The 23,185-nt window shown below is 66.8% G+C and carries 23 protein-coding genes; 6 read left to right on the top strand and 17 right to left on the bottom strand.

Annotation, left to right across the window (positions count from 1 at the left end; genetic code table 11):
- Positions 1-197: 197 nt before the first annotated feature.
- Genes E5P3_RS00860 through E5P3_RS00850 form a run of 3 tightly spaced genes read right to left on the bottom strand, consistent with a single transcriptional unit; the run spans position 198 to position 3,348 of the window.
- On the bottom strand, positions 198-1,175 hold the full coding sequence (locus tag E5P3_RS00860; RefSeq protein ID WP_162584266.1) for a Bug family tripartite tricarboxylate transporter substrate binding protein: 978 nt from the start codon (positions 1,173-1,175) through the stop codon (positions 198-200).
- Between the two features lie 44 nt (positions 1,176-1,219).
- A complete protein-coding gene (locus tag E5P3_RS00855) occupies positions 1,220-2,266 on the bottom strand; it encodes a TauD/TfdA family dioxygenase (RefSeq protein ID WP_162584265.1) in 1,047 nt (348 codons plus the stop codon).
- Positions 2,254-3,348, bottom strand: coding sequence for a TauD/TfdA family dioxygenase (locus E5P3_RS00850; protein WP_162584264.1), 1,095 nt, complete (start codon positions 3,346-3,348; stop codon positions 2,254-2,256). The genes E5P3_RS00855 and E5P3_RS00850 overlap by 13 nt, the downstream gene beginning before the upstream one ends.
- Positions 3,349-3,484: 136 nt before the next feature.
- Here E5P3_RS00850 and E5P3_RS00845 point away from each other — a divergent pair, with 136 nt between their 5' ends.
- Entirely contained in the window at positions 3,485-4,075 is a 591-nt protein-coding gene (locus tag E5P3_RS00845; RefSeq protein ID WP_162584263.1) for a nitroreductase family protein, read from the top strand.
- Positions 4,076-4,091: 16 nt separating this feature from the next.
- On the opposite strand, the gene hemC is transcribed toward E5P3_RS00845, so the two are convergent.
- From hemC to E5P3_RS00800, 9 genes are all read right to left on the bottom strand, one after another.
- Complete coding sequence (hemC, locus tag E5P3_RS00840) at positions 4,092-4,970, bottom strand: hydroxymethylbilane synthase (protein WP_232072934.1); 879 nt, start codon at positions 4,968-4,970, stop codon at positions 4,092-4,094.
- An 8-nt stretch (positions 4,971-4,978) separates the two neighbouring features.
- Positions 4,979-6,001, bottom strand: coding sequence for an isopenicillin N synthase family dioxygenase (locus E5P3_RS00835; RefSeq protein ID WP_162584262.1), 1,023 nt, complete (start codon positions 5,999-6,001; stop codon positions 4,979-4,981).
- Between the two features lie 15 nt (positions 6,002-6,016).
- Complete coding sequence (locus E5P3_RS00830) at positions 6,017-7,000, bottom strand: Bug family tripartite tricarboxylate transporter substrate binding protein (protein ID WP_162584261.1); 984 nt, start codon at positions 6,998-7,000, stop codon at positions 6,017-6,019.
- Between the two features lie 63 nt (positions 7,001-7,063).
- Positions 7,064-7,948, bottom strand: a complete 885-nt coding sequence (locus tag E5P3_RS00825; protein WP_162584260.1) for a fumarylacetoacetate hydrolase family protein — start codon at positions 7,946-7,948, stop codon at positions 7,064-7,066.
- Between the two features lie 46 nt (positions 7,949-7,994).
- The gene (locus tag E5P3_RS00820; RefSeq protein WP_162584259.1) at positions 7,995-8,996 is read right to left on the bottom strand and encodes a PDR/VanB family oxidoreductase; all 1,002 of its coding nucleotides are present in this window, start codon (positions 8,994-8,996) and stop codon (positions 7,995-7,997) included.
- A 5-nt stretch (positions 8,997-9,001) separates the two neighbouring features.
- Positions 9,002-10,324, bottom strand: a complete 1,323-nt coding sequence (locus E5P3_RS00815) for a metal-dependent hydrolase family protein (RefSeq protein ID WP_162584258.1) — start codon at positions 10,322-10,324, stop codon at positions 9,002-9,004.
- Positions 10,325-10,333: 9 nt separating this feature from the next.
- A complete protein-coding gene (locus E5P3_RS00810; RefSeq protein ID WP_162584257.1) occupies positions 10,334-11,434 on the bottom strand; it encodes an amidohydrolase family protein in 1,101 nt (366 codons plus the stop codon).
- Positions 11,435-11,493: 59 nt separating this feature from the next.
- Positions 11,494-12,309, bottom strand: a complete 816-nt coding sequence (locus E5P3_RS00805) for an alpha/beta fold hydrolase (protein WP_162584256.1) — start codon at positions 12,307-12,309, stop codon at positions 11,494-11,496.
- Between the two features lie 8 nt (positions 12,310-12,317).
- Complete coding sequence (locus E5P3_RS00800) at positions 12,318-13,370, bottom strand: extracellular solute-binding protein (protein ID WP_162584255.1); 1,053 nt, start codon at positions 13,368-13,370, stop codon at positions 12,318-12,320.
- 79 nt (positions 13,371-13,449) lie between these two features.
- On the opposite strand from E5P3_RS00800, the gene E5P3_RS00795 reads away from it, so the two are divergent.
- Positions 13,450-14,046: a nitroreductase family protein gene (locus E5P3_RS00795; protein ID WP_162584254.1), complete on the top strand. Its 597-nt coding sequence runs from the start codon at positions 13,450-13,452 to the stop codon at positions 14,044-14,046.
- Between the two features lie 29 nt (positions 14,047-14,075).
- A complete protein-coding gene (locus E5P3_RS00790) occupies positions 14,076-14,474 on the top strand; it encodes a RidA family protein (RefSeq protein WP_162584253.1) in 399 nt (132 codons plus the stop codon).
- Positions 14,475-14,517: 43 nt separating this feature from the next.
- On the opposite strand, the gene E5P3_RS00785 is transcribed toward E5P3_RS00790, so the two are convergent.
- The 5 genes from E5P3_RS00785 to E5P3_RS00765 are packed head-to-tail and all read right to left on the bottom strand — an operon-like array spanning position 14,518 to position 19,474.
- Positions 14,518-15,414, bottom strand: coding sequence for a GntR family transcriptional regulator (locus E5P3_RS00785; protein ID WP_162584252.1), 897 nt, complete (start codon positions 15,412-15,414; stop codon positions 14,518-14,520).
- Positions 15,404-16,510, bottom strand: coding sequence for a TauD/TfdA family dioxygenase (locus E5P3_RS00780; protein WP_162584251.1), 1,107 nt, complete (start codon positions 16,508-16,510; stop codon positions 15,404-15,406). Before E5P3_RS00780 ends, E5P3_RS00785 begins: the two co-directional genes overlap by 11 nt.
- A gap of 33 nt (positions 16,511-16,543) precedes the next feature.
- The gene (locus E5P3_RS00775) at positions 16,544-17,374 is read right to left on the bottom strand and encodes an ABC transporter permease (protein WP_162584250.1); all 831 of its coding nucleotides are present in this window, start codon (positions 17,372-17,374) and stop codon (positions 16,544-16,546) included.
- Positions 17,367-18,305: an ABC transporter permease gene (locus E5P3_RS00770; protein WP_162584249.1), complete on the bottom strand. Its 939-nt coding sequence runs from the start codon at positions 18,303-18,305 to the stop codon at positions 17,367-17,369. The genes E5P3_RS00775 and E5P3_RS00770 overlap by 8 nt, the downstream gene beginning before the upstream one ends.
- A complete protein-coding gene (locus E5P3_RS00765) occupies positions 18,302-19,474 on the bottom strand; it encodes an ABC transporter ATP-binding protein (protein WP_232072932.1) in 1,173 nt (390 codons plus the stop codon). The genes E5P3_RS00770 and E5P3_RS00765 overlap by 4 nt, the downstream gene beginning before the upstream one ends.
- A 101-nt stretch (positions 19,475-19,575) precedes the next feature.
- Here E5P3_RS00765 and E5P3_RS00760 point away from each other — a divergent pair, with 101 nt between their 5' ends.
- The 3 genes from E5P3_RS00760 (at position 19,576) to E5P3_RS00750 (ending at position 23,176) form a co-directional block, all read left to right on the top strand.
- The gene (locus E5P3_RS00760; RefSeq protein ID WP_162584248.1) at positions 19,576-19,803 is read left to right on the top strand and encodes a hypothetical protein; all 228 of its coding nucleotides are present in this window, start codon (positions 19,576-19,578) and stop codon (positions 19,801-19,803) included.
- Between the two features lie 79 nt (positions 19,804-19,882).
- Positions 19,883-21,022 (top strand): hypothetical protein, encoded by a 1,140-nt coding sequence (locus E5P3_RS00755; protein WP_162584247.1) that lies wholly within the window; start codon positions 19,883-19,885, stop codon positions 21,020-21,022.
- A gap of 3 nt (positions 21,023-21,025) precedes the next feature.
- Positions 21,026-23,176, top strand: coding sequence for a hypothetical protein (locus tag E5P3_RS00750; protein WP_162584246.1), 2,151 nt, complete (start codon positions 21,026-21,028; stop codon positions 23,174-23,176).
- Positions 23,177-23,185 lie beyond the last annotated feature (9 nt).

Raw genomic sequence — 23,185 nt, 5'->3', positions numbered from 1 at the left:
GAATGTTCGCGATATGTGCTGGTGCGATGGTGCGTGAGATTTGCACAAAAACCGCGGTGCGGATGCCAGATATCTCCCGCATGTTGTAAACGCGCATGTCGCGGTTTAGGTGATAGGTATGCATTCGGCGCGACGCGGGGAGCGCGACTCCCAACTCCGCGCTGTTCGCCTCGACGGCAGAAGGCCGCTGAAGATCTCTACTTGAAGCTGACGCCCAGTTCCTTTCCGATCTTGACGTACATCGCGTGTTCGGCTTCAAGTTCCCGTCGGAACTCATCCTGCGAGCTGCCGATGGGCGTGATCGCCATTTCCTTGAGACGTCCCACGACGGCAGGATGCGCAAGGGCCGCAACGAATGACCGCTGCAACTTCGCCACCACGTCCGGGGGTGTTCCGGCAGGAGCCAGCACGCCATACCACGGCACGATGGCCACGCTCGCGTAACCGGACTCGGCCATCGTCGGAACACCGGGCGCGAGTTCGGAGCGTGTCGGCATTGCGATCGCAATGGGCCGAACTCGCCCACCGCGTTGATAGGTGAGTACCTCCGGCAGGTTCCCGAAGGCGAGCTGGATGTGGCCTCCGGCGAGCGCGGTCATCGTTTCGGCCATGCCCTTGAACGGGATGTCCGTGAGCGCGACCCCCGTGACCTGTTCGAGTCGCTTGCCGTTGATGTGACCGCCACTGCCCGGACCCAGCGAGCCGACGCTCAATCCCCCAGGCGTCGACTTCGCGAGAGCAACGAATTCCTTCATGGTCTTTGCCGGCAGGTCCTCCGGCACGGCCAAAGCCTGCGCGATGTTGCCGAGCTTGGTCACCGGCGCGAAGTCCTTCTTCCAGTCGTAGTTGACAGGCGCACCGAGCGCCGGCGCCGAGACGATGTTGGCGGCAGTGATGAGCAGGGTGTACCCATCGGGGCGCGCGCGCGCGACCAGGGCGGTGCCGATCGTGCTGCCGGCACCCGGTCTGTTCTCGACAACGACAGGCTGGCCCAGGCTTTGAGTCATCTGCTCTGCGAGCAGGCGAGCCATGACGTCCAGTGATCCTCCGGCAGCGAAGGGATTGATGATCGTCACGGTCTTGGTGGGATAGGCCTGCGCCGGAGCAAGCCCCGGGATGCCGGCCAGTACGATCCCTGCCGCAGCCACGATCGTGGCGCTCAGAAGACGCTTCATTCTCATACGAGACTCCTTTCCTGGTTGATGCTGGTGGTTCGGACTCAGTTGCGCTGAGTCGCAATGCGGCCGGAGCCGAATGAGCGTTCGAACGACGGCAGCTTTCCTTGCTGCGCCGCGATCCCGCTGCGTGTCGCATTGATGCGGGGATCGAGAGGGCGCCAGTCGTCCGCCGTCAACCACAAGCGCAGAAGAAGCCGTGCCTTCTCCGGCTCGGGCCAGTTCTCGAATGCAGTGCGCGCATGGAGCACGGTGTAGTTGTTGAGCAGATAGATCTCGCCTGGATCGAGCTGGAACTCGAATGCGAACTCGTAGGTCAAGCGCTCGAGGCAGTTGAGTGCATCGACCTGCAGCTGGCTGAGCGGGGCACCGCCTTCGCGCGCAGCGGTCTCGATGTAGGAACGTGTGTACCGGCAGCTCAGCTGCCCCTCCACATAGGAGAACACCGGAATGCGATGTGGCGTGATCGGCGCCTCGCCGGGCAGGTTCTCGCCGCGGCGGTGGTACGGGAAGCCTTCATACAGGGGCTCGAGATAGTCGGGGAATTGCGCCAGGAGCGCGTTGTGTACCGCCGCCACGCTGGACGCAATGGAGATCCCGCCCTCGCGCGCGGTGCGTATGCACATCAGGCCGACGATGTCCGACGTGTCGGTGTGCGGTGTGAGTTCCTGCTTGTTGCGGTAGGCACGTGCATGGGGATCCGTTGCCGTCTTGTCCTGGACATGGCCCAGCCGGTCGCCAAGTACGCTCTGCGACACACCCAGACCGAGGTGAGTGCCGATGCCCCAGTAGATCATCTCCAGCTCGGGCAGGCTGTAGCGGCTGACGTCGATCCCGCGCAGGATCACGATGCCGCGGCCAAGGCGAAGCGCTTCGCGCGCAGCTCGCAGGAGCGATGCCGTGCGAGGCAGCTCGAAGTGCTGGCGCTCGACGGTCTCCAGCCGCAAGCCGGCTTGTACTGCGGCCTGGAGGGTCCGATCGATCTCTTCGAGATGCTCCGCCTCGAAGTGCAGCGTGATGTCCTCCTTCGAACGGAAGTCGCTGCCCTTCCAGGCGCTCGGATGATGAATGGGTTGCTTCAGGATTTCCATGGGGGCTCCAGTGGTGGGGTATGTCGGTTCTCCGGCCAGCCCGCGCCAGTCCAGTCCTTGAATGCAAAGCGGGGGCCAGTGGGAGGCGTCACGCCGCCGCGAACATCACCCGGCTCGGTGCTGCCCCAGACCTCTTCGCGCTCGCGCGGAAGCCGGCGGCTGTCGGGTGTGGTGAGCCACGTCCGCAGCAGGAGCCTCATCCTGGCCGGGTCCGCGTGGTCTTCGTAGTTCGTGCGCGCGTGGTACATCACGTGGTTGTTCAGGAGCTGGATATCGCCGGGCTGCATCTGGAACGTGATGCAGAGCTCTTCGGCGACCGTGGCCACGAGGCGGATCGCCTCTTCCTGGGATGGGGTGAGGCGCGGCACTTCCGGATAGCGTTGCGCCGACTCGATGTAGGTCAGCGAGAACTGGCTCATGAACTTGCCGTCGAGCACGGCATAGACCGACCCGGCGTACCAGGGCCGTTCTCCCTCGACCTGCTCGGACTGGCGGCTGAAGTAGAAGGGCTGGTAGAGCGTTTCCATCAGGTCGGGGCGCCGCCGCAACACTTCGTTGTGCACCGCCGCGGAGCTGACCGCCATGCTCAGGCCGCCGCTTCGGGCCTCGCGCACGCACAGCAGGCCGAGGATGTCGCATCGGTCCATGTGGAAGCGCAGCGCACCGCCGGTGCGATAGGCCCGTGAGTCGGCCTCGCCTTTCTTGACGCCGACGTCCCGCACCTCGCCGAGGAACTCGCCGTTCCGGCTCTGCGACAAGGGGATGCCGAGGTGGACGCAGACGCCCCAGTACAGGGTACGGATCTCTTCCTGCGTCAGGCTTTCGAGGCCGAGGCCGCGCAGGAGCTGGTGGCCGCGGCCAACCTCCAGCTCGCGGCGCACCTGCAGCAACCATTCACCGAATCGCGGCAGCGGGAAGCTCGCGCGATGGATCTGCTGGAGCGGCAGTCCGCGCGCCTGGACGGCGCGCACGGCATCCAGGGCCTCCTCGACGCAGTCAGGGGGAATCCGGACGACAAGGTCGTCGAGTTCGACGGAACGCCGGTCCCATACGCAAGCACCTTCAATCGGACTGATCTTCATCGCGGGCTCTTCCTTATCCCTTATTGGCATGCCATTCTGGTCCACATATAAATTCGCGTCAATGCGCGAAATCCAGGTTCTTGACGTTTGGTATACCTTCACGGTATCCTCAGCATCGCCGAAACAGGAACATCCCATGACCATCGACATCGAGGAACCCGTGAGCCGCGTCGACCTGTCGTCCGTCTTCGAGGACATCGTCCGGCAGCGTCGCTCCGTCTATTTCTATCTGGACCAGGACGTGCCCAGGCATCTGCTCGAGCGTGCGCTGCAAATGGCCGTGCTGGCGCCCAGCCACTACCACACGCGGCCCTGGCGCTTCACTGTGTTCCGCGGCAGCGCTCGCGCCGAACTTGCCACTGCCTACGAGAAGGCAGCGGTGCGCATCGGCTGGCACCCGGGCCGGGCGCGGTGCCGGGCCTTCGATGCGCCCGTGATGGTGGTGATCGGGTGCGTCCCCGATGTCAGCCATCCGAGGGTGCGCCCCCTCGAGGAGGAGTTCGCGACCGCGGCGGCAACGCAGAACCTGATGCTGGCCCTCACCTCCATGCAGCTATCCTGCGCGATGAGCTCATCGCCGCTGCAGCTTTCCGACGAGGTGGAACAGGCCGCCGGCATCGAGGGTGGCCGCGTCGTCGGCGTGCTGCAGGTCGGATACAGGGACTCCGAACGCGAGTTGTTCAAGCGGCCGCAGCCGGGCACCGCGGGCGTCGTGCGCTGGCGGTAGGAGAAGGCGGCCGCCTTCAGGTTTTGCGAAGCCTGGCGGCGACCTCTTCGCCCAGGCTGAGCGCCTGCTCCACCTGGCTGACCGGCGCGCTGGCCATGGAGAACCGCGGCTCGGCGCCGCCCTGGCCTTGATGCGCGGCTTCCAGGTGCATGACACCGGCGCTCAGGCGCGCGTAGGCGGCAAAGGGTTGCGAGCAGCCTGCATCCATGTGGCGCCCCACGGCCCGCTCCGCCGACACGCAGAGCTCGGTGCAGCGGTCGTTCATCGGCGCAATGATCTCCTCCAGGTCGCACCGGCCGCTGCACGTTTCGATGGCGATGGCGCCCTGCCCCACGGCAGGCAGCATGCGAGACGGCTCGAACACTTCCGTGACACGCTGCTCCAGGCCGAGGCGCCGCAGCCCGGCCAGTGCCAGCACGATGGCGGCGAACTCGCCGGACGCCAATTTGGCAAGGCGACCCTCGACGTTCCCTCGGATGAACGCAATCTGCAGGTCCGGGCGCATGCGGCTCAGCATCATGGCGCGGCGCAGGCTCGAGGTGCCGACGCGCGCGCCTTCCGGCAGCTCGGCCAGCACTTGCCCGCCGCTGGCGACCAATGCATCCCGAGGATCTTCACGCGGCAACACCGCGGCGAGCCTGAAGCCCGCCGGCAGCGCCATGGGCATGTCCTTGAGCGAATGCACGGCGAGATCGGCTTTTCCCTGCAGCAGGGCCTGTTCGATCTCCTTGAGGAACAACCCCTTGCCGCCCACCTTGTCGAGGGCGCGGTCCAGGATGCGGTCGCCGGTCGTCGTGATCGGCTCGAGCCGAACGGGCCTTCCGCTCGCCTGCAGCCTGCGCTGGACCTCCCTGGCCTGCCAGAGCGCGAGAGGGCTCCTGCGCGTGGCGATCACCAGCGGGTTCAGTTGACCCGCTGGCCGTCGATGGAGGGCCAGATCCTCTTGTACAGGCGCATGAGGATCTCGCCGCTGGTGAGCCCCTCCTCGATCCCCACGGTCGTGTGGAACACGGGCTCCGCCTTGCCCGTCCCTGCGTCCTCGAGGATGGGGCGGACCAGCGCGTCGTGGGTGGGATTCATGAAGAACGGAATCGAGTACCGCTCCTTGCCCGAGCGGTTGATGACGCGGTGCGGGGTGGCCATGAACATCCCGTTCGTCCAGATCTTCATCACCTCGCCGAGGTTGATGACGTAGCTGTCCGCGACCGGCGGCACGCCTACCCATTCGCCGTCTTCGCCCATGATCTCCAGGCCACCGGTGTCGTCCTGCGCCAGGATGGTGAACGCGCAGTTGTCGGTGTGGGGACGGGTGCCGAAGCGGCCTTCCGTTTCGGAGGGTTCCTGCGGCGGGTAGTGGATGAGGCGCAGCAGCGACAGGGGCTCGTCGAAGTGGCGCAGGAAGGTGTCCTGCGGCAGGCCGATGCCGAGCGCCGCGATGCCGATGAGATCGCGCGCGAGCGCGGTCACCATGCCCGCGTAATCCATCACCTCCTCCTGCATGCCGGGCAGCTGCGCGGGCCACACATTGACGCCGTGCAACGGCTTGCCCGCTGCGACGCCGGGGTCGCCCGGCGCATGCTCCTGCCAGGCATGGAAGGCCTCCAGCAGCAGGCCCTTCATGGTCGGGTCGTTGCCGGTGGTCTTCATCGGCAGGTAGCCGCGGTAGGAATTGTTGTTCGCCATCGAGAGCTGCTGCTTCTGCTCGCCCGTCAAGCCGAAGAACTTCTGGGCGATCTCGAACATCCGCTGGATCTTCGCCTTCGGGATGCCGTGGTTCACGATGTAGAAGAAGCCGACCTCGCGGCAGGCGCGCGCGATCTCGCCACCCAACCGCTTGCGCCGTTCGATATCGGGGCTGCGCAGATCGGTGAGGTCGATAATCGCCACCTTGGTGGCGTTGCGATTTGCGTTGACTACTGCGTTCATGGGGTCTCCGGTGCCTTATTCGGCCTTGATGTTCTCTTCCTTGGCGATCGCCTGGTAGCGGCTGAGCTCGCCCGCAATGCGATCGCTGAACTGCGCCGGCGTGCTCGCCACGATGTCGATGCCGAGTTCGGTGAGCTTCGCGCGCACATCCGGCAGGCCCAGCACGTTGAGCAGATCCTTGCTCAGCGCGTCCACCACGGGTGCCGGCGTGCCAGCGGTGGTCAGCAGGCCGTACCAGGCACTCTCGTTGATGCCGGGGATGCCGGCCTCCGTCAGCGTCGGCACGTCCGGCGTGGCGGGCGTTCGCTTGTCCGTCATGGTCGCGAGGATTTTCACCTTGCGATCGCTCGCCTGCTTGATGGCCGAGGGCATGTTGATCATGGCCATCTGCACATGCCCGCCCATGACCGCCAGCATGATGTCGGCCTGCCCCTTGAACGGCACCTTGAGGAAGTCCACCTTCGCCGCCTTGGCGATCTGCGCCAGGACGAACTCGCTCTGGCTGCCGGGGCCACTGGTGCCGAACGCGATCGGCTGCCTGGACGCGCGCGCCGCACTAAACACCTCGGCCAGGGTTTGAGACTTCGAGTCGCCCGGCACCACCAGCCCATAGGGCGCCAGGCCGACGAGCGTGAGCGGCGCCAGGTGCTTCTGCAGGTCGTAGGGAAGGTCGCTGCGCACTGCCGGTGTCGTCGTCAGGCCGTTGGCCTGGATCAGGAAGGTCCGGCCATCCGGCTTGGCCTTGGCGACGAAGGACGTGCCCAGGATGCCCGCCGCTCCCGGCCGGTTGTCCACCACCACGACCTTGTGCCTGGAAACCTCCGGCAGCTTGTTGGCGATCAGCCGTGCCAGCGCGTCGATGGTGGAGCCGGCGGCGAAGGGAACGACCAGGCGCAGCGTGCCCTCGGGCTCCTGGGCCCGTACCAGGCCGGAGGCGCTCAAGGCGCCGAGCGCCAGGACCGAGCGCCGACTGAGAGCGGAAGTTGGAAGACCATTCATGGTGGAGCTTTCGTGTTGAACGTGGAGAAGCAGCCGCTGCGGGCGAGGAGCACGGGCGTTGGATCAGGCAGCGGCGATCCGGTTTCGCAAGACCATGGCGGGCGCCTCGAACGCACATTCGACGACGTCGCCCGGCTTCAGGAACAAGTCCTCGGCATTCGCCTTGCCCACGGCGACCCCGCCCGGGGCACCGGTGGAGAACATGTCGCCCGGCAACAGCGGCACCAGGCGCGAGAAGTGCTCGATGATCCGCGAGAGCTTCCAGATCTGTTCGCTGGTGTTGACGCGCATGCGCTGTTCGCCGTTCACGCTGCAGGTGACCCAGATGTCATACGGATCAGGCACTTCCTCCATCGTGATGATGAACGGCCCCAGGGGACCGAAGCCCGGCGCATTCTTTGCCGTCCAGAAGCGCGAACCCGACGCGACTTCCCGCTTCTGCGTGTCGCGGCATGTGAGGTCGTTGAGGATCGTGATGCCCGCCACATAGGACATTGCATCGTCCGGCTTCACGTTGTGGGCGGGTTTGCCGATGACGAAGACCAGCTCGGGCTCGTAGTCCAGGCGCATGACCGTGGCCGGGCGCACCACCTCGGCGTCGTGGCCGGTGAGCGCGTCGTTGAGCTTCACGAAGCCTGTCGGCTCGCTCGGAAGTTCCTTGATCAGGTCCGTCCTCTTGAGCTCCTCGAGGTGGGTGCGGTAGTTCTTGCCGACGCAGAGGAACTTGTTGGCGTCCGGCACCGGCGGCAGGAAATGGACATCCTGAAGGGCATGCCCCGGACCGGGCCAGGTTTCGACCTTGCCCGCGAGCGCATCCAGCGCCTCGCGGCCACGGGCGAGCAAGGCCTTCATGGACGGCGCGTCGACTTCCAGCAGGCGGTCACCGCGCAGCACACCGACAAGCTGCCTCTCGGGCGACGAGCGAAGGGAAAAAGTGGCGAGTCTCATGGGAGCTCCTGGTTCTGCTTATGAATGACGTCAGGGTGTGTCAGGGCTAGATGTCCAGCGTGATGGTCGCGCTGGTGCAACGCGACACGCAAGGAAGAACCAGCTTGTTGGCCTCCTTTTCCGAGGCCGTCAGGTAGGAGTCGAAATGGGCTGGGACGCCCTCCTTCACCCCCACGGCACACCAGCCGCAGACGCCGTACTCGCACTCGCTCTTCATCGGGAGGCCGGCCTCGCGCAGGGCCGCCAGCATGGTCTTGGTCTTCGGGACCGCGATCCTGCGGCCGGTGCTGGCCTGCACCACCGTGAACTCGCCGTCCTGCGCCTCGTCGCGCTGCACCTGCGGTGCGGCGAAGTATTCGAAGTGGAAGCGCTCGGCACGGCCCACGGCTTCGCCGTGCTGGCGGACCGCGTCCATCATCCCTGTCGGTCCGCAGCAGTAGACGTGGGTCTCGGCAGGCGCGCGGCCCAGCTCGGCCTGGAGGTCGAACAGCCCCGCATCGGCATCGAAGTGGAGGTGCACGTCGTGGAAGGCCGCCACTTCCGACAGCCAGGCCTGGAAGCCCAGGTCCGCGCGCGAGCGGCACATGTGCACCAGGCGCGCCCGAATGCCCCTGGCCTGCAGTTCGTACAGCATGGAGATGATCGGGGTCGCGCCGATGCCTCCGCTGAGAAACAGGAACTGCCCCGCCTGCGCGACGAGCGGGAAGTGGTTGCGCGGCCTGGAGATGAGCAGCCGCGATCCGACGGCCACGTGGTCGAACACCCATCGGCTGCCGCCCTGGCTGTTTTCCGCGCGCTTGATGCCCAACTCGTACAGCCCCGCGTGCCGGCGCGCGCCGGTGAGCGAGTAGTGGCGCGTCACGCCTTCGCCGCACTTCAACGCCACGTGGGCGCCGGGCTCATGCGGGGGCAACGGGTCGCCGGTGGCCGACCTGAGGCGCACCAGCAGGGTGTCGGGGGTGAGCTTCACGGCCTCGCAGACCGTTGCCTGCAGCCAGTCGCCGGCTTCAGCCTCGACCTCGACGGCGCTTGATTCGATGACTTCCATTTGACTCACCTGTTCAGTGGGACGCTCGAGACCGCAAGCGATCGCTCGTGCCCCATGCGGCGGCGGGTCGGAAGGGAGTCTGCCCGCGGCACGAGCTCGCCGCCCTTGTAGACCGCAGCAATGCGCTTGCGATCGCTCAGCACGCGGATGTCCGCCATGGGATCTCCGTCCAGCACCAGCAGGTCGGCCCAGCGGCCCGGCTGCAGGCTGCCTACCTCTTGCTCCCAGCCGAAGGCCTTCGCATTGTTGAAAGTGCCTGCCGTGATGGCATCGAGGGGCTTCATGCCCAGCAGCTCGACCATCAGTTCGATCTCGCGTGCGTGCCATTGGCCGTAGGGGGTGACGGCAAAGCCCGCCTCCGAGCCGGCCATCATCGGCACACCGGCCTCGATCGCCTTGCGGTGAGCCTTGACCAGCGCGTCGAGCTCGCGCTTCTTGACCTCGATGTAGTTGGGATCGACGCCCACGTCGCGCCCGTGCTGCACGATGTTGGCGGTGTAGGTCATGGTGGCGCATATGGGGACCTGCCGGTCCAGCAGGAGTCCGATGTCGCCGGGATCCATGTAGGACGCGTGAATCACCCAATCCACGCCAGCTCGCGCGGCGGCAGCCACGGTCTTCGCGTAGCGCGAGTGGATGGTGACCTTGCGGCCGAGGCCATGTGCGGTGTCGACGATGCACGACAGTTCCTCGGCGGAGAAGCACGGCCCGGCATCGAGGCGCGTGTCCTGGGCCTGGCTGTCGCCGCTGATCTTGACGAGGTCGACGCGGTTCTTGACCTGGCGCCGCACCTCGCGCCGCATCTCGTCGCTCGTCGAGCACAGCACACCCTCGGCGGAGACCGGCATGCCGAGCCAGCTGGGGAAGTAGTCGGCGAAGCCTCCGTCGGCGCTGATGTGGCGGCCGGCCGCAAGGATGCGCGGGCCGTCGAACATGCCGTTGTTGATGGCGTCGCGGCAAGTGACCGCCACGTTCCAGGTGGAGCCTGGATCGCAGAAGCTCGTCACACCGCTTTGCAGCACCTTCTGCGCATTCCAGACCGCGCGCACCGCGGCCCACTCCGGGCCGCCATAGATGTCAACTTCCTCGGCCGTCTTGCCCTCGCCGTAGGAGATATGGCAATGCGCGTCGATCAGGCCCGGGATCACCGTCTTGCCCCGCGCCTGGACCACCTGTTCGGCCGGCCCCTGCGGGTCGGCCGGGCGCTCGCCGTTGCGCCATACGGCCGCGATGCGGCCGTCGACCACGCGCAGCGTCGCGTCGGGTATCGGCGCGCGCCCGGTGCCGTCGATCAGCGTGCAGCCCGCGATCTCCAGGATCCTTCTCATGGCCAGCGCCTACAGGTCGATCTTGAACAACTTGGCCGCGTTGCCCGCCACCACCTTGAACCGGTCCTCCGGCGAGAGCTCGTTGAGGATGCGATCGATGTTCTGAGTCGTGTTGGGATAGGGGCAGGGCGGGTGCGGGAAGTCCGAGCCCCACATGATCCGGTCGATGCCGATCTCGTTGCGCAGCTTGGCGGCCAGCGGATCGTTGATGATGCCGGCGTAGATGTTTTCCTCGACGTAGCGGCTCGCCGGCTTCTTCTGCAGGTGATCGAAGCCGGGGAAGGTCTGGATGCGGTTGAGGCGGTACTTCAGGATCGGCAGCCAGGACGCGTCGTACTCGGACAGGAAGATCTTCAGGCGCGGGAAGCGGTCGAAGATGCCGCCGAAGATGAATTCGTTGGCCAGCGCGGGCTGCACCTCGTAGAACAGGTCGAGGAAGCTGGCCGGGATGTTCTCCCGCTCCTTGTCGCCGTGATAGGTGAAGGGGTCGCGTACGCGCCCCGTGACGATGTGCAGCGTGACCGGCAGTTCCGCCTCCTGGGCGGCAGCCCAGAACTTGTCGTACTTGCGGTCGCGATAGGGAGCGGCGCCGTCCACCGGATTGGTGCCGATCATGATGGCCCGGGCACCGCGCTTGACGACGCGATCGAGCTCCTTCACGGCCCAGTCGACATCGACGATCGGGATCATCGCGACGGCCAGCAGGCGCTTCAGGTTCTGCGAGCAGTACTCCTGGATCCAGTCGTTGAAGACCTCGGCGCAGGCGTTGCGCGCGGCGCCATCGGCCATGCGGGGAATCCACAGGCCCCACGTCGGGTTGAGGACTTCGGCGTAGATGCCGTCCTTGTCCATAAGTTCGAGGCGGTAGACCGGATCGGAACCGGCCTTGGCCAGGTCGTCCAGGCGGCGGTCCTTGCCGTCGTCGGAAACCAGCTCTTCGAGGCGCGCCGCTTCGCCCGGCCGTCCGACGTAGAAGAAGTTGCCCTCGTGGCCCTCGAAGTTGGTGACGCCCTGGGGCAGGTTGTCGCCGAAGCGGCTGCCCAGGGTGTTCTTCCAGAGGTCGGTCGGCTCGAACACGTGGGAGTCCGAAGAAATGATGATCTTGTCCATGATCTTTCAGCTGGTGTTGGTGAATCGATGGGGAAATATATGCCGTATTGGTATGCCAGTCAAGGACTCCGATTTTTCAGGAGGAACTCCAGAGCGCTGCGAGTGAACCCGGCGGCCTCGAAGTTCAGGATCCGATGCGGCTTGTCGGGAAACACGGTCAGCGTGGAACCCGCGATCAGCTGGTGCATGCGCTGCGAATGCCAGGCCGGCGTCACCGCATCGGTGGAGCCCACTGCGATCCAGGTCGGGCAGCGGATATCGCCCAGGCGGGTGGACGTGTCATGCGCAAGGATGGCCCGGTAGTGGCCGGCCAGTCCCGTGCGCGAGGGCGCGTCGCCCTGCCTCCATCGATCGACCCGCTTCGCGATCTCATCCCGAAGCGCACGCTCATGCGCATTGATGAACTCCGGCCCGAAGGCGGAGAACGCGCTGTACATGGCCCAGAGCTCGGGCGTCGTCTCCTCGACCACCTTGATCAGGATGTCGTAGCGCAGCCGCATGTAGGGCAGCGGCCGCTCGTAGCTGGAGTACAGCGACAGGGAAAGCACGCGCTCAGGCTGCGCCAGCGCCATTTCCTGCGCGATGGCCCCGCCCAGCGAATAGCCGGCGACGTGGGCCCGATCGATCTCCAGCGCCGACATCAGCGCCAACGCGTCCTTCGCCATTTCGGCGGGCGTGTAGCCTGACTCCGGCACCTCGCTCGACCCGATGCCGCGCAGGTCGTACACGATGCAGCGAAAGTGCTCTGCAAACACCGGCAACTGCTCGTCGAATGCGGTGTGGTCCATCCCATTCCCGGCGATCAGCAGGAGGGGCGGGCCCTCCCCGAGCGTGCGGTAGAAGGTCCGCACGCCGTTGGCTGTGATGTGGGGCATGGCCGGAATCAACGCCGCGTCAGGGGAGCGACTTCGCGGTCCCACGCGTCCTGCCATTTGCCTCGGCCGGCCGCGGTCGCCTGCTCGTCGAACACGATCAGCTTCTGGAACTCCGCGTCCGCAAGCGTGTACTTGGCGTGCTCGGGCGTGATCTTCGCGTTGCGGTTGACCGGTGTGATCTTCAGTTCCCGCGTGACGTTGGCGATCGTCTCCGGGCTCAGGTAGAAGTCGACGAACTTCCTGGCGTCGGCGGCATTGGGCCCGTTCTTCACGAGGGCGATGACGTCCATGCCGGCGGGCGCGCCCTCGCACGGGATTGCGAACTTCGCGGGCACGCCTTCGTCGATCATCTTGTAGGCGGGGCTCGACACCATGGGCACGGCCCAGACTTCCTGTTGCGCCAGCAGGCGCTGCTGCCCGGCGGAATCGTCCACCACCGCCACCAGGTTCTGGCCCATCGTCTTCACGAGCTCCAGGCCGGGCTTCACGTCAGCCTCCGTGCCGCCGGCGAGCTTGTTCGCCATGAGCAGGAAAAAGCCGTTCATGTACTTGGGGGAGGAGACGCCGACCTTGTTGCGCAGGTCGGGGCGCCAGAGGTCCTTCCAGCACTTGATTTCGGTCTTGACCTTGTCCGTGCGGTAGACGATGCCGTAGGGGTACACCCACATGCCGGCGAACTTGACCGCGCCGCTCGCGTCGCGGCGCAGCCCGCTGGCCGGCAAGCTGGCCAGGACGGGGATTTCCTTCGGGTCCAGCGTCGCGAGCAGGCCGTCGTCGTACGCGGTCACGGCATCCTGCGATGTCGCCATCACGAGATCGATCTTCGGGCTGGCCCGCTGGGCCGAGATCATCTGGATGTTCGCGAGCGATACGCCGGAGATGACCTTCACCTTCACGCCGGTGGCTTTCTCGAAAGGTGCGATCGCCTGCTCCGCGATGGCCTTGCCCCAGGTTCCTCCCCAGGTGGCCAGCACGACCTCCCGGGTTTGTGCTGCGGCGTGGAGGGCGGCGAAGGCGGCGATGGCGATGGCGGATCGCCGGAGGCAGGTGTGCAGTTTCATGGCGGGGTCCTCGTTGTGAAGTGGACGGTTCGGGATATGGTATGTATTATTGGCATACCATTTGAGTATCCTGAACATCATGAACGCTTCTGTCAATCCCGCCGGGCCCGCACCCAGCTCCTTCGGCGAGCTGGCCCAGCGCCGCCGCTCGGTCTACGCCTACGTGGACGAGCCCGTGCCTCGCCACGTCATCGAGCGTGCGCTGGCCGACGCCGTGCTGGCGCCCAACCACCACCGCACCGCCCCCTGGCGCTTCTTCGTGATCACGCGCGACGCACGCCACAGGCTGGTCAGCGCCTATGAGGCCGCGGCACGGCGCACGGAGCGCGATGTAGCGCGCGCGGCCCAGCGCGCCCAGGATGCGCCGGTGAACGTCGTGGTCGCGTGCGTGCCCACGCTGGACAACCCCAGGGTCGTGGCCAGGGAGGAGGAATTCGCCACCGCGGCCGCCGTCCAGAACTTTCTGCTGTCGCTCGCGGATGCGGGAGTCGGCTCCCTGCTCACCACGGGCGCACTGGCCGAGTCTCCCGAGGTTGCCGCCCTCGTCGGGCTGGACGCGCCGGGCGCCCACGTGGTCGGCGTGATCAACGTGGGCTATCCGAATCCGCAGCGACCCATCCCGCGACGACCTGACGCGCAGCCGGACCGCGTGGTCCGCTGGCTCGACGCGCACTGAATCATCAACCCAAGAAAGGACTGAACAACATGAGCGAAATCACACGCGGAGATCCCGCCGGCCTGGCCAATGTGCGCAAGACCGTCTATCACCATTTCATTCGCGTCGACAAGCCCTCGTCCCTGATCTTCCTCTCGGGGCAGCTCGCGCGCGATGGCGATGGCAAGCTCGTCGGACCGGGCGACATGGCCGAGCAGACGCGCCAGTGCATCCGGAACATGCGCACCGTCCTGGAAGCCGCGGGCGGCACGCTCGAGGACATCGTCTCGATCGTGGTCTACACGACGGACGTGCGGCAGTTCAAGGAGATCGTTGCGGCGCGCATGGAGTTCTTCAAGGACCGGCTACCCACCAGCACGATCGTCGAAGTCAACCACCTGGCGGACCCAGGGCTCTTGATCGAGTTCCAGGCAATTGCTGCACTCTGAGCGGCGTGGGGCGAGGCGGGTGCGTTCGCCGCCCCCGTCGGTGTCAGGCGACGGCCTTGCCGCGCACCGGCTTGGCCGCAGGCTTCGGCTTCACCGTCTTCGACGCGGCGCGGCCGGGTGGCTGCTTGGGCCGGGGCGTCTTGGCCACCACCACCGGCATCGCGCCGGCGGAAGCGCTCCATGACGGCGCCTGCAGCCGGTTCTCGTAGGTGGCGATGGCCGCACTGATCTGCTGGCAGACCAGTTGCACGAACACCTCGGTGTCCTTGGCCTCGAGCGCCTTGATCATCTGGTTGTGGATGTCCAGGGTCGCTGAAGCGCGGTCGAAATCCTGCCAGTGATAGTGGCGAACGACATAGGCCTTGTCGCGCAACATCACCAACACCTCTCCGAGCCATCGGTTGCGCGTGGCCCTGCCGAGAAGTGCGTGGAAGTCGGCACGAACCTCGAGCATCCTCACGAGGTCGCGCTGCTCCAGCGCCTGCTTGAACTCCTTGTTGATCTGCTTGAGCGAAACGATCTCCTGCGGGGTGATGTTCGCCACGATCTCGCGCGCCGCCGTGCTCTCCAGTTGCAGTCGCAAGGCATAGAGCTGGCGCAATTCCTCGGAGCTGACGTCGACGACGACGGCGACGCCGCGCGGACCGGTCTCGATGAAGCCACGCTCCAGCAGCCGCTTGGTGGCCTCACGCACCGGCGTGCGGCTCACCTTGAAACGGGACACCAGCTCGCGTTCGGAAAGCCGCTCCCGGGGACGGATCGCGCCGGCCAGGATATCAGTGACGATGCCGTTGAAGACACGATCGGCTTCCGTAGATTTGCTCATGATGCGTGCACGACTGACTGGCTGCGGTGAGTTCGGGAGGGGGTCCGCACGAAGTCTATCGTGAAACGCACGGCCCTCTTCCTCGTCGAAGCCCCCCGCGCGCTCATGCAGCATGACCGCCTCTGAACATGCGAAGCTCGGCATCCGTCCAGCCAGCGCTGCGCCAGTCTGCAAAGGCGAAGCGCCGCCCCGATGGAGGCATGACGCCGCCCCGCATCGCGCCAGGCTGCGTCGAGCCGAAGAACACGCTTGCGCCGTCGGGCAGGTGGCGGCTGTCGGGCGTGGCCAGCCAGAGCCGCAGCTGCGTACGCCTTCTCGCGATCTCCTCGTGGTCCTTGTAGTCGGTGCGCGAGTGGTAGACGACGTGGTTGTTGAAGAACTGCATGTCCCCCTTGCGCAGCTCGATCGTCGTGCTCAGTTCATCGGCCAGCTGCGCAACCAGCTCCAGCGCCTCGCGTTGTATCGCGGTGAGTCGCGGCACCTCGGGCAGCCGCTGCGCGCTCTCGATGAAGGAGAGCGAGAACAGGCTGGTGAAGCTGCCGTCCGCGCCCCGGTCGAAGACGGGCCTCTCGTACCACGGCGCCTCACCCTCCACTTCCTCGCCCTGGCGACTGAAGCAGAAAGGCGCGTAGAGAACCGGCAGCATGTCGGGCCTGCGCCGGATGACCTCGTTGTGGATGGCCGCCGAACTCACCACGCGGCTGTGGCCGCCGGAGACGGGCTCGCGAAGGCACAGCAGAGCGAGCGCGTCGCATTGGTCGGTGTGGAAGCGCAGCGGCCCGCCCGCGCGATAGGCGCGCGTGGTGGCCTGCCCCATCTTCTCGCCGACGTCCCTGACTTCGGCGATGTAGTTCTGCAGGCGGCTTTGCGACACCGGCGCGCCCAGCTGGTGCCCGATCCCCCAGAACAGGAACTTGCATTCCTCGTCCGACAGGTCTTCCACGGGCACGCCACGGACCAGGACGAAGCCGTGCCCGTGCTCCAGTTCGCGGCTGATCCGGACCCAGCGTGACTGCAGCTGCGGCACCTGGAAGTCGCTGCGCCGCACCGCCTCCAGCGGCTTGCCGCTGGCAATGACCGCGCGGGCAGCGCGCTTCAGGGCGGCGGCCTCGTCGGCGCTCAGGACCGAGCTCCAGCCTTCAGCCGCAGCCAGCGCCTCGCCGGTCCAGACGCAAGGTCCTTCCAGGGGTGTCAGGTTTGATGATTCCATTTGCTCTTTCCTTGTCACTTGTCTCAACTTGTCTCAGGCACGCAGCCCGATGAAACGATCCATGCCCAGGACCTTGTCGATCACCAGCACGCCGACGACCGACAGCAGCACCAGCATGGCGGAGACCGCCGACACGGTGGGATCGAGATTGAATTCCATGTACTGATAGATGGCGATGGGCAGGGTCTTCGTCCCTGGCGTGATCAGGAAGATCGTGGTGGCGAAGTCGTCGAAGGACATGACGAACGCAAACAAGGCGCCGGCGAAGAGGCCCGGCCGGATCATGGGAAGCGTCACGTGCCAGAAGGCCGTGGCCGGGTGCACGCGCAGCGATGCCGCGACCTCGTCGAGCTGCCTGTCGTAGCGCGCGAGCACCGCCAGCACCGAACGGAAGCTGTAGGGGAAGGTGACGATCACGTGGGCCAGCACGATGCTCCACAGCCCCGTGTAGAGATACCCCCGGTTGAAGAACACCAGCAAGGCCAGCCCGGTCACCACCAGCGGCAGCAGGATCGGCGCCATCAGCAGGGACTCCAGGGCCCGCGCGCCGGGACGCGGGTACTTCCACAGGCCGTAGGCTGCGAGTGTCCCAATCACCACCGACAGCGGCGTGGCGAGCGCCGCGACCTGCACGCTCGTCATGAAGCTCTCGACGAACTCGCCCTTGGAAATCGCGTTCGCGTACCAGCGCAGCGAATAGCTCTGCGGCGGGAGCGTGGTGTAGGCATCGCCGGAAAAGGAAAGCAGGACCACCAGCAGGATAGGAAGGAACAGCAAGCCGAACGCGGCAGTCCTGAGGGCCCAGACGGCGCCGAAGGCCAGCGAGCGGCGGGCGCGATGGGCGCGGTTGCGGTGTTTACGCATGCTTCCTCCCGTGGGACAGGCGCCCGGCTGCGTAGAGGCAGGCAATGGTGAACAACAGGGCCAGCACGCTCAGCGCGGCGGCCACGGGCATGTTCTGCGCGAACATCGCCTGGTCGTAGATGACGTTCGCCACCATTCGCACGGCGCTGCCGCCGAGGATCAGGGGCGTGGCGAACGCGGTGCCCGCCAACACGAAGGCCAGCGTGCAAGCGGCAAGGATGCCGGGCGCCAGCAGCGGGAGCGTGATGCGCACGAAGGTCACCACCTCGTCGGCACCGAGGTTCTGCGCGGCGTCTTCCAGCGTGCGGTCATACCGGCGGAAGCTGCCGGCCAGCGTGAAGATGACGAAGGGCAGCACGAAATAGGTCAGCCCGATGGAAACGCCGATCTCATTGCGCACCAGCGCGACGAAGTCGTTGTCCGCGATCCAGCCCATCGCCTGGAACAAGGTGTTGAGCAGGCCGCTGTTGCCCAGCACCAGCAGCAGCGCATAGAGGCGGACGATGAGGCTCGTCATGAACGGGACCGCCACCAGGATGATGAGCAGCGCCCTGACGCGGCTCGATTCGGTGCGCACGATCCAGTAGGCGACCGGCAGACCGAGCGCGAGGCTGCACACTGTCGAGACTGCGGACAGGCGGATCGTGGCGAGGATGGCCCCCATGTAGAGCGGGTCGCCCAGGATGCGGCTGTAGGTAGCCCAGCCCATCTCGCCGCTGGGTGCCGCGCCCAGCTTGCCGCCGCTGTAGAAGCTCCAGTTCAGCAGGTCGAGCAGCGCGATGGCGAACACGCCGAGCACGAGCAACGCAGGCGCCAGCAGCAGCCATCTCTGCAGCGAGCCCGCGACCTTCGGGGCGCGAATCGATGGCACCTCGCCCGGAGGCCCGTTGCCTGAGTGGACAGGGAGGACGGTAGTTGCCGTGCGGCTCATGGCTGCAACACCTTCACGGCCTCTGGTGCCCATCGCATGAGAACCGGCTGGCCAACTTCGAATGCCGGCGCATGCACCCCAGCTGGCAACTTGACCAGGAGCCGCTCCGTGCCCACCCGCGCCCTGATCTCGGTGAAGGCTCCCATGTACGCGGTGCTCACGATACGAGCGGCCAGTCCGCTCATGGAATCGCTGCCGGCCTCCTTGCCCGTGACGTCGACTTCGATCAGTTCCGGCCGGATCAGAAGGCGCGTCGTCTGCCCATGCTGCGCCCCGGCAGCCGTCCCCCGGATCACCATTCCCTCGGCGCAGCGGTACAGCGAATCGCCGTCCGGCGCAAAGCCCACGTGCCGCGCTTCGACGACATTGGCGTCACCGACGAAGTTGGCCACGAAGGAATCAGCGGGGTGCAGGTAGATGTCCGCGGGTGTTCCCACCTGGCGGATGCCGCCCTCGGCCATGACCACGATGCGGTCCGACATCCCGAGCGCCTCCTCCTGGTTGTGGGTCACCGCCACGGCGGTCATCCCCAGCCGCTTCAGCAAGACGAGCAGCTCCACGCGCATCTCGGAACGCAGCCTCGCGTCCAGGTTGGACATCGGCTCGTCCAGGAGCAACAGCGAAGGCCGCATGGCCAGCGCCCGCGCGATGGCCACGCGCTGCTGCTGGCCGCCGGACAGTTCATGGGGATACCGCTCCCGCAGCCGCTCCAGCCGGACTTGAGCGAGGACCTCGGCGACGCGGGCTTCGATCTCGGCTGCGGGCACCTTCATCATGCGTGGCCCGAAACTCAGATTGCCCGCCACCGTCATGTGAGGGAACAGCCCGTAGTTCTGGAACACCAGGCCGACGTCGCGCTGGTAGGCCGGGACTTTTTCCATCGGCTCGCCGCGCAACCGGATCTGGCCGGCACTGGCCGGCATGAAGCCGGCAATCGTCCTCAGCAGCGATGTCTTGCCGCTGCCGCTCGGGCCCAGCAGCGTCACGAACTCGCCCTCTCGAACGTCGAAGGACGCCCCGGAAACCACCAGGTTTCCGCCATAGCGAATGTCCACGCCCTGCACTTGCAGGACGGGGGGAGACTTGCGTGCTTCCATAACGATCCCCATCAAATGCATTCCCAAATGGTATGCCAATAAGGATGCTACATGATTGGCCTGCGCTGTCAACGCCCCGCCGGTGGCAGGCGTCGCCGGACCTCGGCATGAGGTGCCCCGCTTTTGGAAGCAGAATCCAGTTTCCTCAACTTGCCCTCAGGGAGGAAGGCTCAATGGAAATGGAAGAAGTCGATGCGCGACTCCGTGCGCTCGAGCTGCGGGCAGTTGCCCAGACCACGGCGATCGCGGTTCTGCTCCACGAGCAGCCCAATGCAGCGGCAAAGCTGCACATGGTCGCCGAGCACCTGGTCGACGCGCCGCCGATCCCGCTGTCCGACGAGGACCTGGTGAAGGTCGCCGCCTATATACAAGCCATGCTGGGCGGTCCCTGGATCGATTAGGGCTCCCCCGGATTGGGGTTGACGGAGCGCAGCCCAGGCCTGAGCATGCGTGCCATCCAATGCCGGAGGGGCGGTTCGCATGACATCGACCTTGTTGTTCATCCATGGAACCGGCGTTCGCCAACAAGGCCTTGCCGCGTCGATGAAGCTGCTGCAGGCGCAGGTGGCCGAGTACCTTCCAGGCTGGAAGATCGCGCCCTGCCCCTGGGGCGATGCGTTCGGCGCCGCCCTCAACAAGCACGGCGCCTCGGTGCCGAGCTATGTGCGCACCGGCGACCCGACGCCCTCGCTCGACGCGCAGCAGCGCGCCCGCTGGACGCTGCTGGCCGACGATCCGCTCATCGAACTGCGCGTCGCGCCCGACGAGGCCTACCTCGGTGCGCCGCCCGGGCCGGACATCTGGGGGGTGCGTATCGCCGCGCTGCGCGACGACGCGGCGATCGAGGCGCTGTTGTCCAACGCCGGCCTGCCCGCGCAGTGGGCGCCCTTCATCGACTCGGTGCTCGCCGACGTGGAATGGCAGACCGTGGTCACCGCGCTCACGCTGTCGGAGGCAGCCGCCAGCCCGCTCGTCGCACGCGCGCTGGTGGCCGGCCTGCAGGCGCGGCTGCGCGAATTGAACCTGCCGACGCTCGCCGTGGCCATGCGCGATGCACTGGCCGATGCGCTGGTGCCGCCGCTGGGAGGTCCGCCGGCCGGCATCAAGGACTGGCTGCTCGAGCGCATGACCGCCTACGGCCGCCGGCGGCGTGGCAGCCTCACCGACCTCACCAGCCCGGTGGTCGGCGACATCCTGCGCTACCAGGCGCGCGGCTCGACCCTGCGCGACTTCATCGGCCTCAACGTCGAGAACACCGGCGCACGGGTGCTGCTTGCGCACAGCCTGGGCGGCATTGCTGCGGTCGACTGGCTGGCGCTGGAGAAACGCCCGGTGGATGTGCTGATCACGGTCGGCTCGCAGGCGGCCTTCTTCTACGAGATCGATGCGCTGGCCTCGCGCGTGCTCGGCTCCGGCCTGCCGGACTTCTTTCCGGAGCGCTGGCTCAACATCTACGACGAGAACGACATCCTCGGCTACCCGGCCGCCGGGATCTTCAAGGGCAAGGTGCTCGACCTGCAGGTCGACAACGGCGCGCCCTTTCCCGAAGCGCACGGCGCCTACTTCAGCAACCGCACGCAGGTCTGGCCGGCGATCGCCGACTTCTTGAAAGGCGGATGAGGCGTGGCCTCCATCCTGGCGTGGATCGTCGCGGTCGAATGCCACGCCGCGCCGCCCGGCAAGCGCAACAGTCTCGACTTCAAGGCGCCGGTGTCGCGCCGGGCCCTCGAGTGGGCCGAATGGCTGCGCGACCGGCAAGAGGTCGAACTGCTGCTGAACGTGAGTGCCGCGCCGGGCTCGGATGAAGCGGCCCGCATCGAGGCGCTGCGCCCACGGCTGCGGAACGGCGCCGAGGCACACCGTGCCGACGCGGCGTCGCTGCGGGCTTCGGTGGGCAAGGTGGCCCGCACCCAGCCCGCCGACATCCTGCTGCTGCTGTGGATCGGCCATGGCGTGATGAACAACCGGCAGCGCTACCTGCTGACGCAGGACACGGAGGACCTGGAGAACCTGCAATCGTGGGACCTCGACTCCCTGCTGCAGCACCTGCGCAGCGCGCGGATGCCTCCCCTGCAGATCGGGGTGATCGACAGTTGCGCGCAGGTGATCAGCGACCGGCCCGGCAATGTGCAGTTGAGCGGCACCGGCAAGACCTCGCGCCGGCAGCACTTCTACTTCGCGTCCACGGCTGCCGCCATCGCTTCGGTGAACCCGTTCGAGCCCACGCTGGCGAGCATGGCCCTCGACGTCTTGAAGGCCATCGACTGGCCGCCGCTCCCGCGACCGCTCGACACGCTGCTGATGGACCGGGTCGAGAGCCTGGCCTCGCGGCCGGTGCGCTTCGAGTGGACGCAAGGCTCGGGCGACCAGTGGTCCAGCCGCTCCAGCTCGGGCGATGACGACAAGGCCATGGCGGCGCACGCCAGGCGGGCCCGGCTCTCGGAGGTGCTGTTTCGCCACCTGTGGCTCGACGTTGCATCGACCGGCGAGACACCGGCCGCGCTGGCCAAGGCGATCCGCGACGACACCGTCGAGGCGATGGCGAGGAAGATCGAACGGAACGCGCCCGATGCGCCCGAGCCCGACCTGCTGCGCGACGCCTGGGGCCGCGTGAAGCTGGTGCAGCAATGGGCCCCCGGCCTGGCCGCGCTCGGCCTCAGCGTGCCGCAGTGGACCGAGCTCGCGCGGCACCTGGTCAACGAAGACGCGCGCCACGCGCCGCAGTTCGCCGAGCTGCGCGAGCTGCTGCTGTGGTCGCTCGACATGAACCGCGACGTGGCGCGCAACCAGGGCCGCTCCCATGCCGCCCTGCTGCGCCTGATGCTGATGGCGATGAAGCAGTCGGCCGCGCCCGGCGCTTCCGCACGCTCGGCGGCCGCCGCGGCGCGGCTCGATGCCGACCTCCAGGCCGATCCCCTGATGGCGCCGCTGCTGGCCGCCGTGCAGCCCACCGCCGAGCTGCCGAAGGGTTCGGTGGTGATCTACGTGGAACTCGAACTCCCGGCCAATGCCGCGGAACCTTCGGTACAGCGGTATTGGCTGCTGCGCGAGTCCGTCATCGAGCCGGGCGCGGAGCTGGCGCTCGAAGGGCCGATGGGCGAGCAGCTCAACACCCTCATCAACCATGTCCAGGCGGGGGAGGTGCGGCCGGTGCGCGTGGAACTGCTGGCCCCCTTCCTGCTGCTGTGCGGGCAGCGCGAGTGGCTGAGCTACAGCATCGACATGGGCGAGCTCACCGGCATCCCGGCGGAAACCGGCGCGGCGCTGCAGCGTGTGGGGCTGGACGCGGTCTGGCCGATCTGCTGGCGCTGGAAGGACCGTCTGCAGGGCAAGCAATCGAAGCTGCAGCCGGCACTTTGGCAGCAGCGTGGCCGGCAGGCCCAGGAGCGGGCCCGCGCCAGCGCACAGCTGCACTGCCGCTTCGACGACGAGCAGCCCGCGGCCGGCGAGGACGAGGCGCACGTGCTGGGCCTCATCTACCTGCCGCCGAGTCCCGCGCAGCGAGGCCGCAACCTCGAGAAGTTCTTCAAGCAGCTGATCGACGGCGAGCCCTACATGCTGTGGCCCGGCGTGGAGCCGGCCGACGCGGCCGCCTTCAAGGCCACGGTGCGCAACTGGCTCGCCGGCCAACGCCTGAACAAGCTGCCCGAAGCGCTCTGCCAGGCGCGCAGCGGCAGCAAGCTGCCCGAGCTGGTGCTCTTCCTCGACGAGCCCGACCGCAATCCCTATGCGCAGACACAGCGCTTCCAGACCCTGGGCGCAGCGCCGACCTGATCCACGCAA

This window comes from Variovorax sp. RA8 (assembly GCF_901827175.1).
Taxonomy (GTDB): Bacteria; Pseudomonadota; Gammaproteobacteria; order Burkholderiales; family Burkholderiaceae_C; genus Variovorax.
Note: the sequence above shows the minus strand (reverse complement) of the source record. Positions and strands in the feature narration are given on the sequence as shown.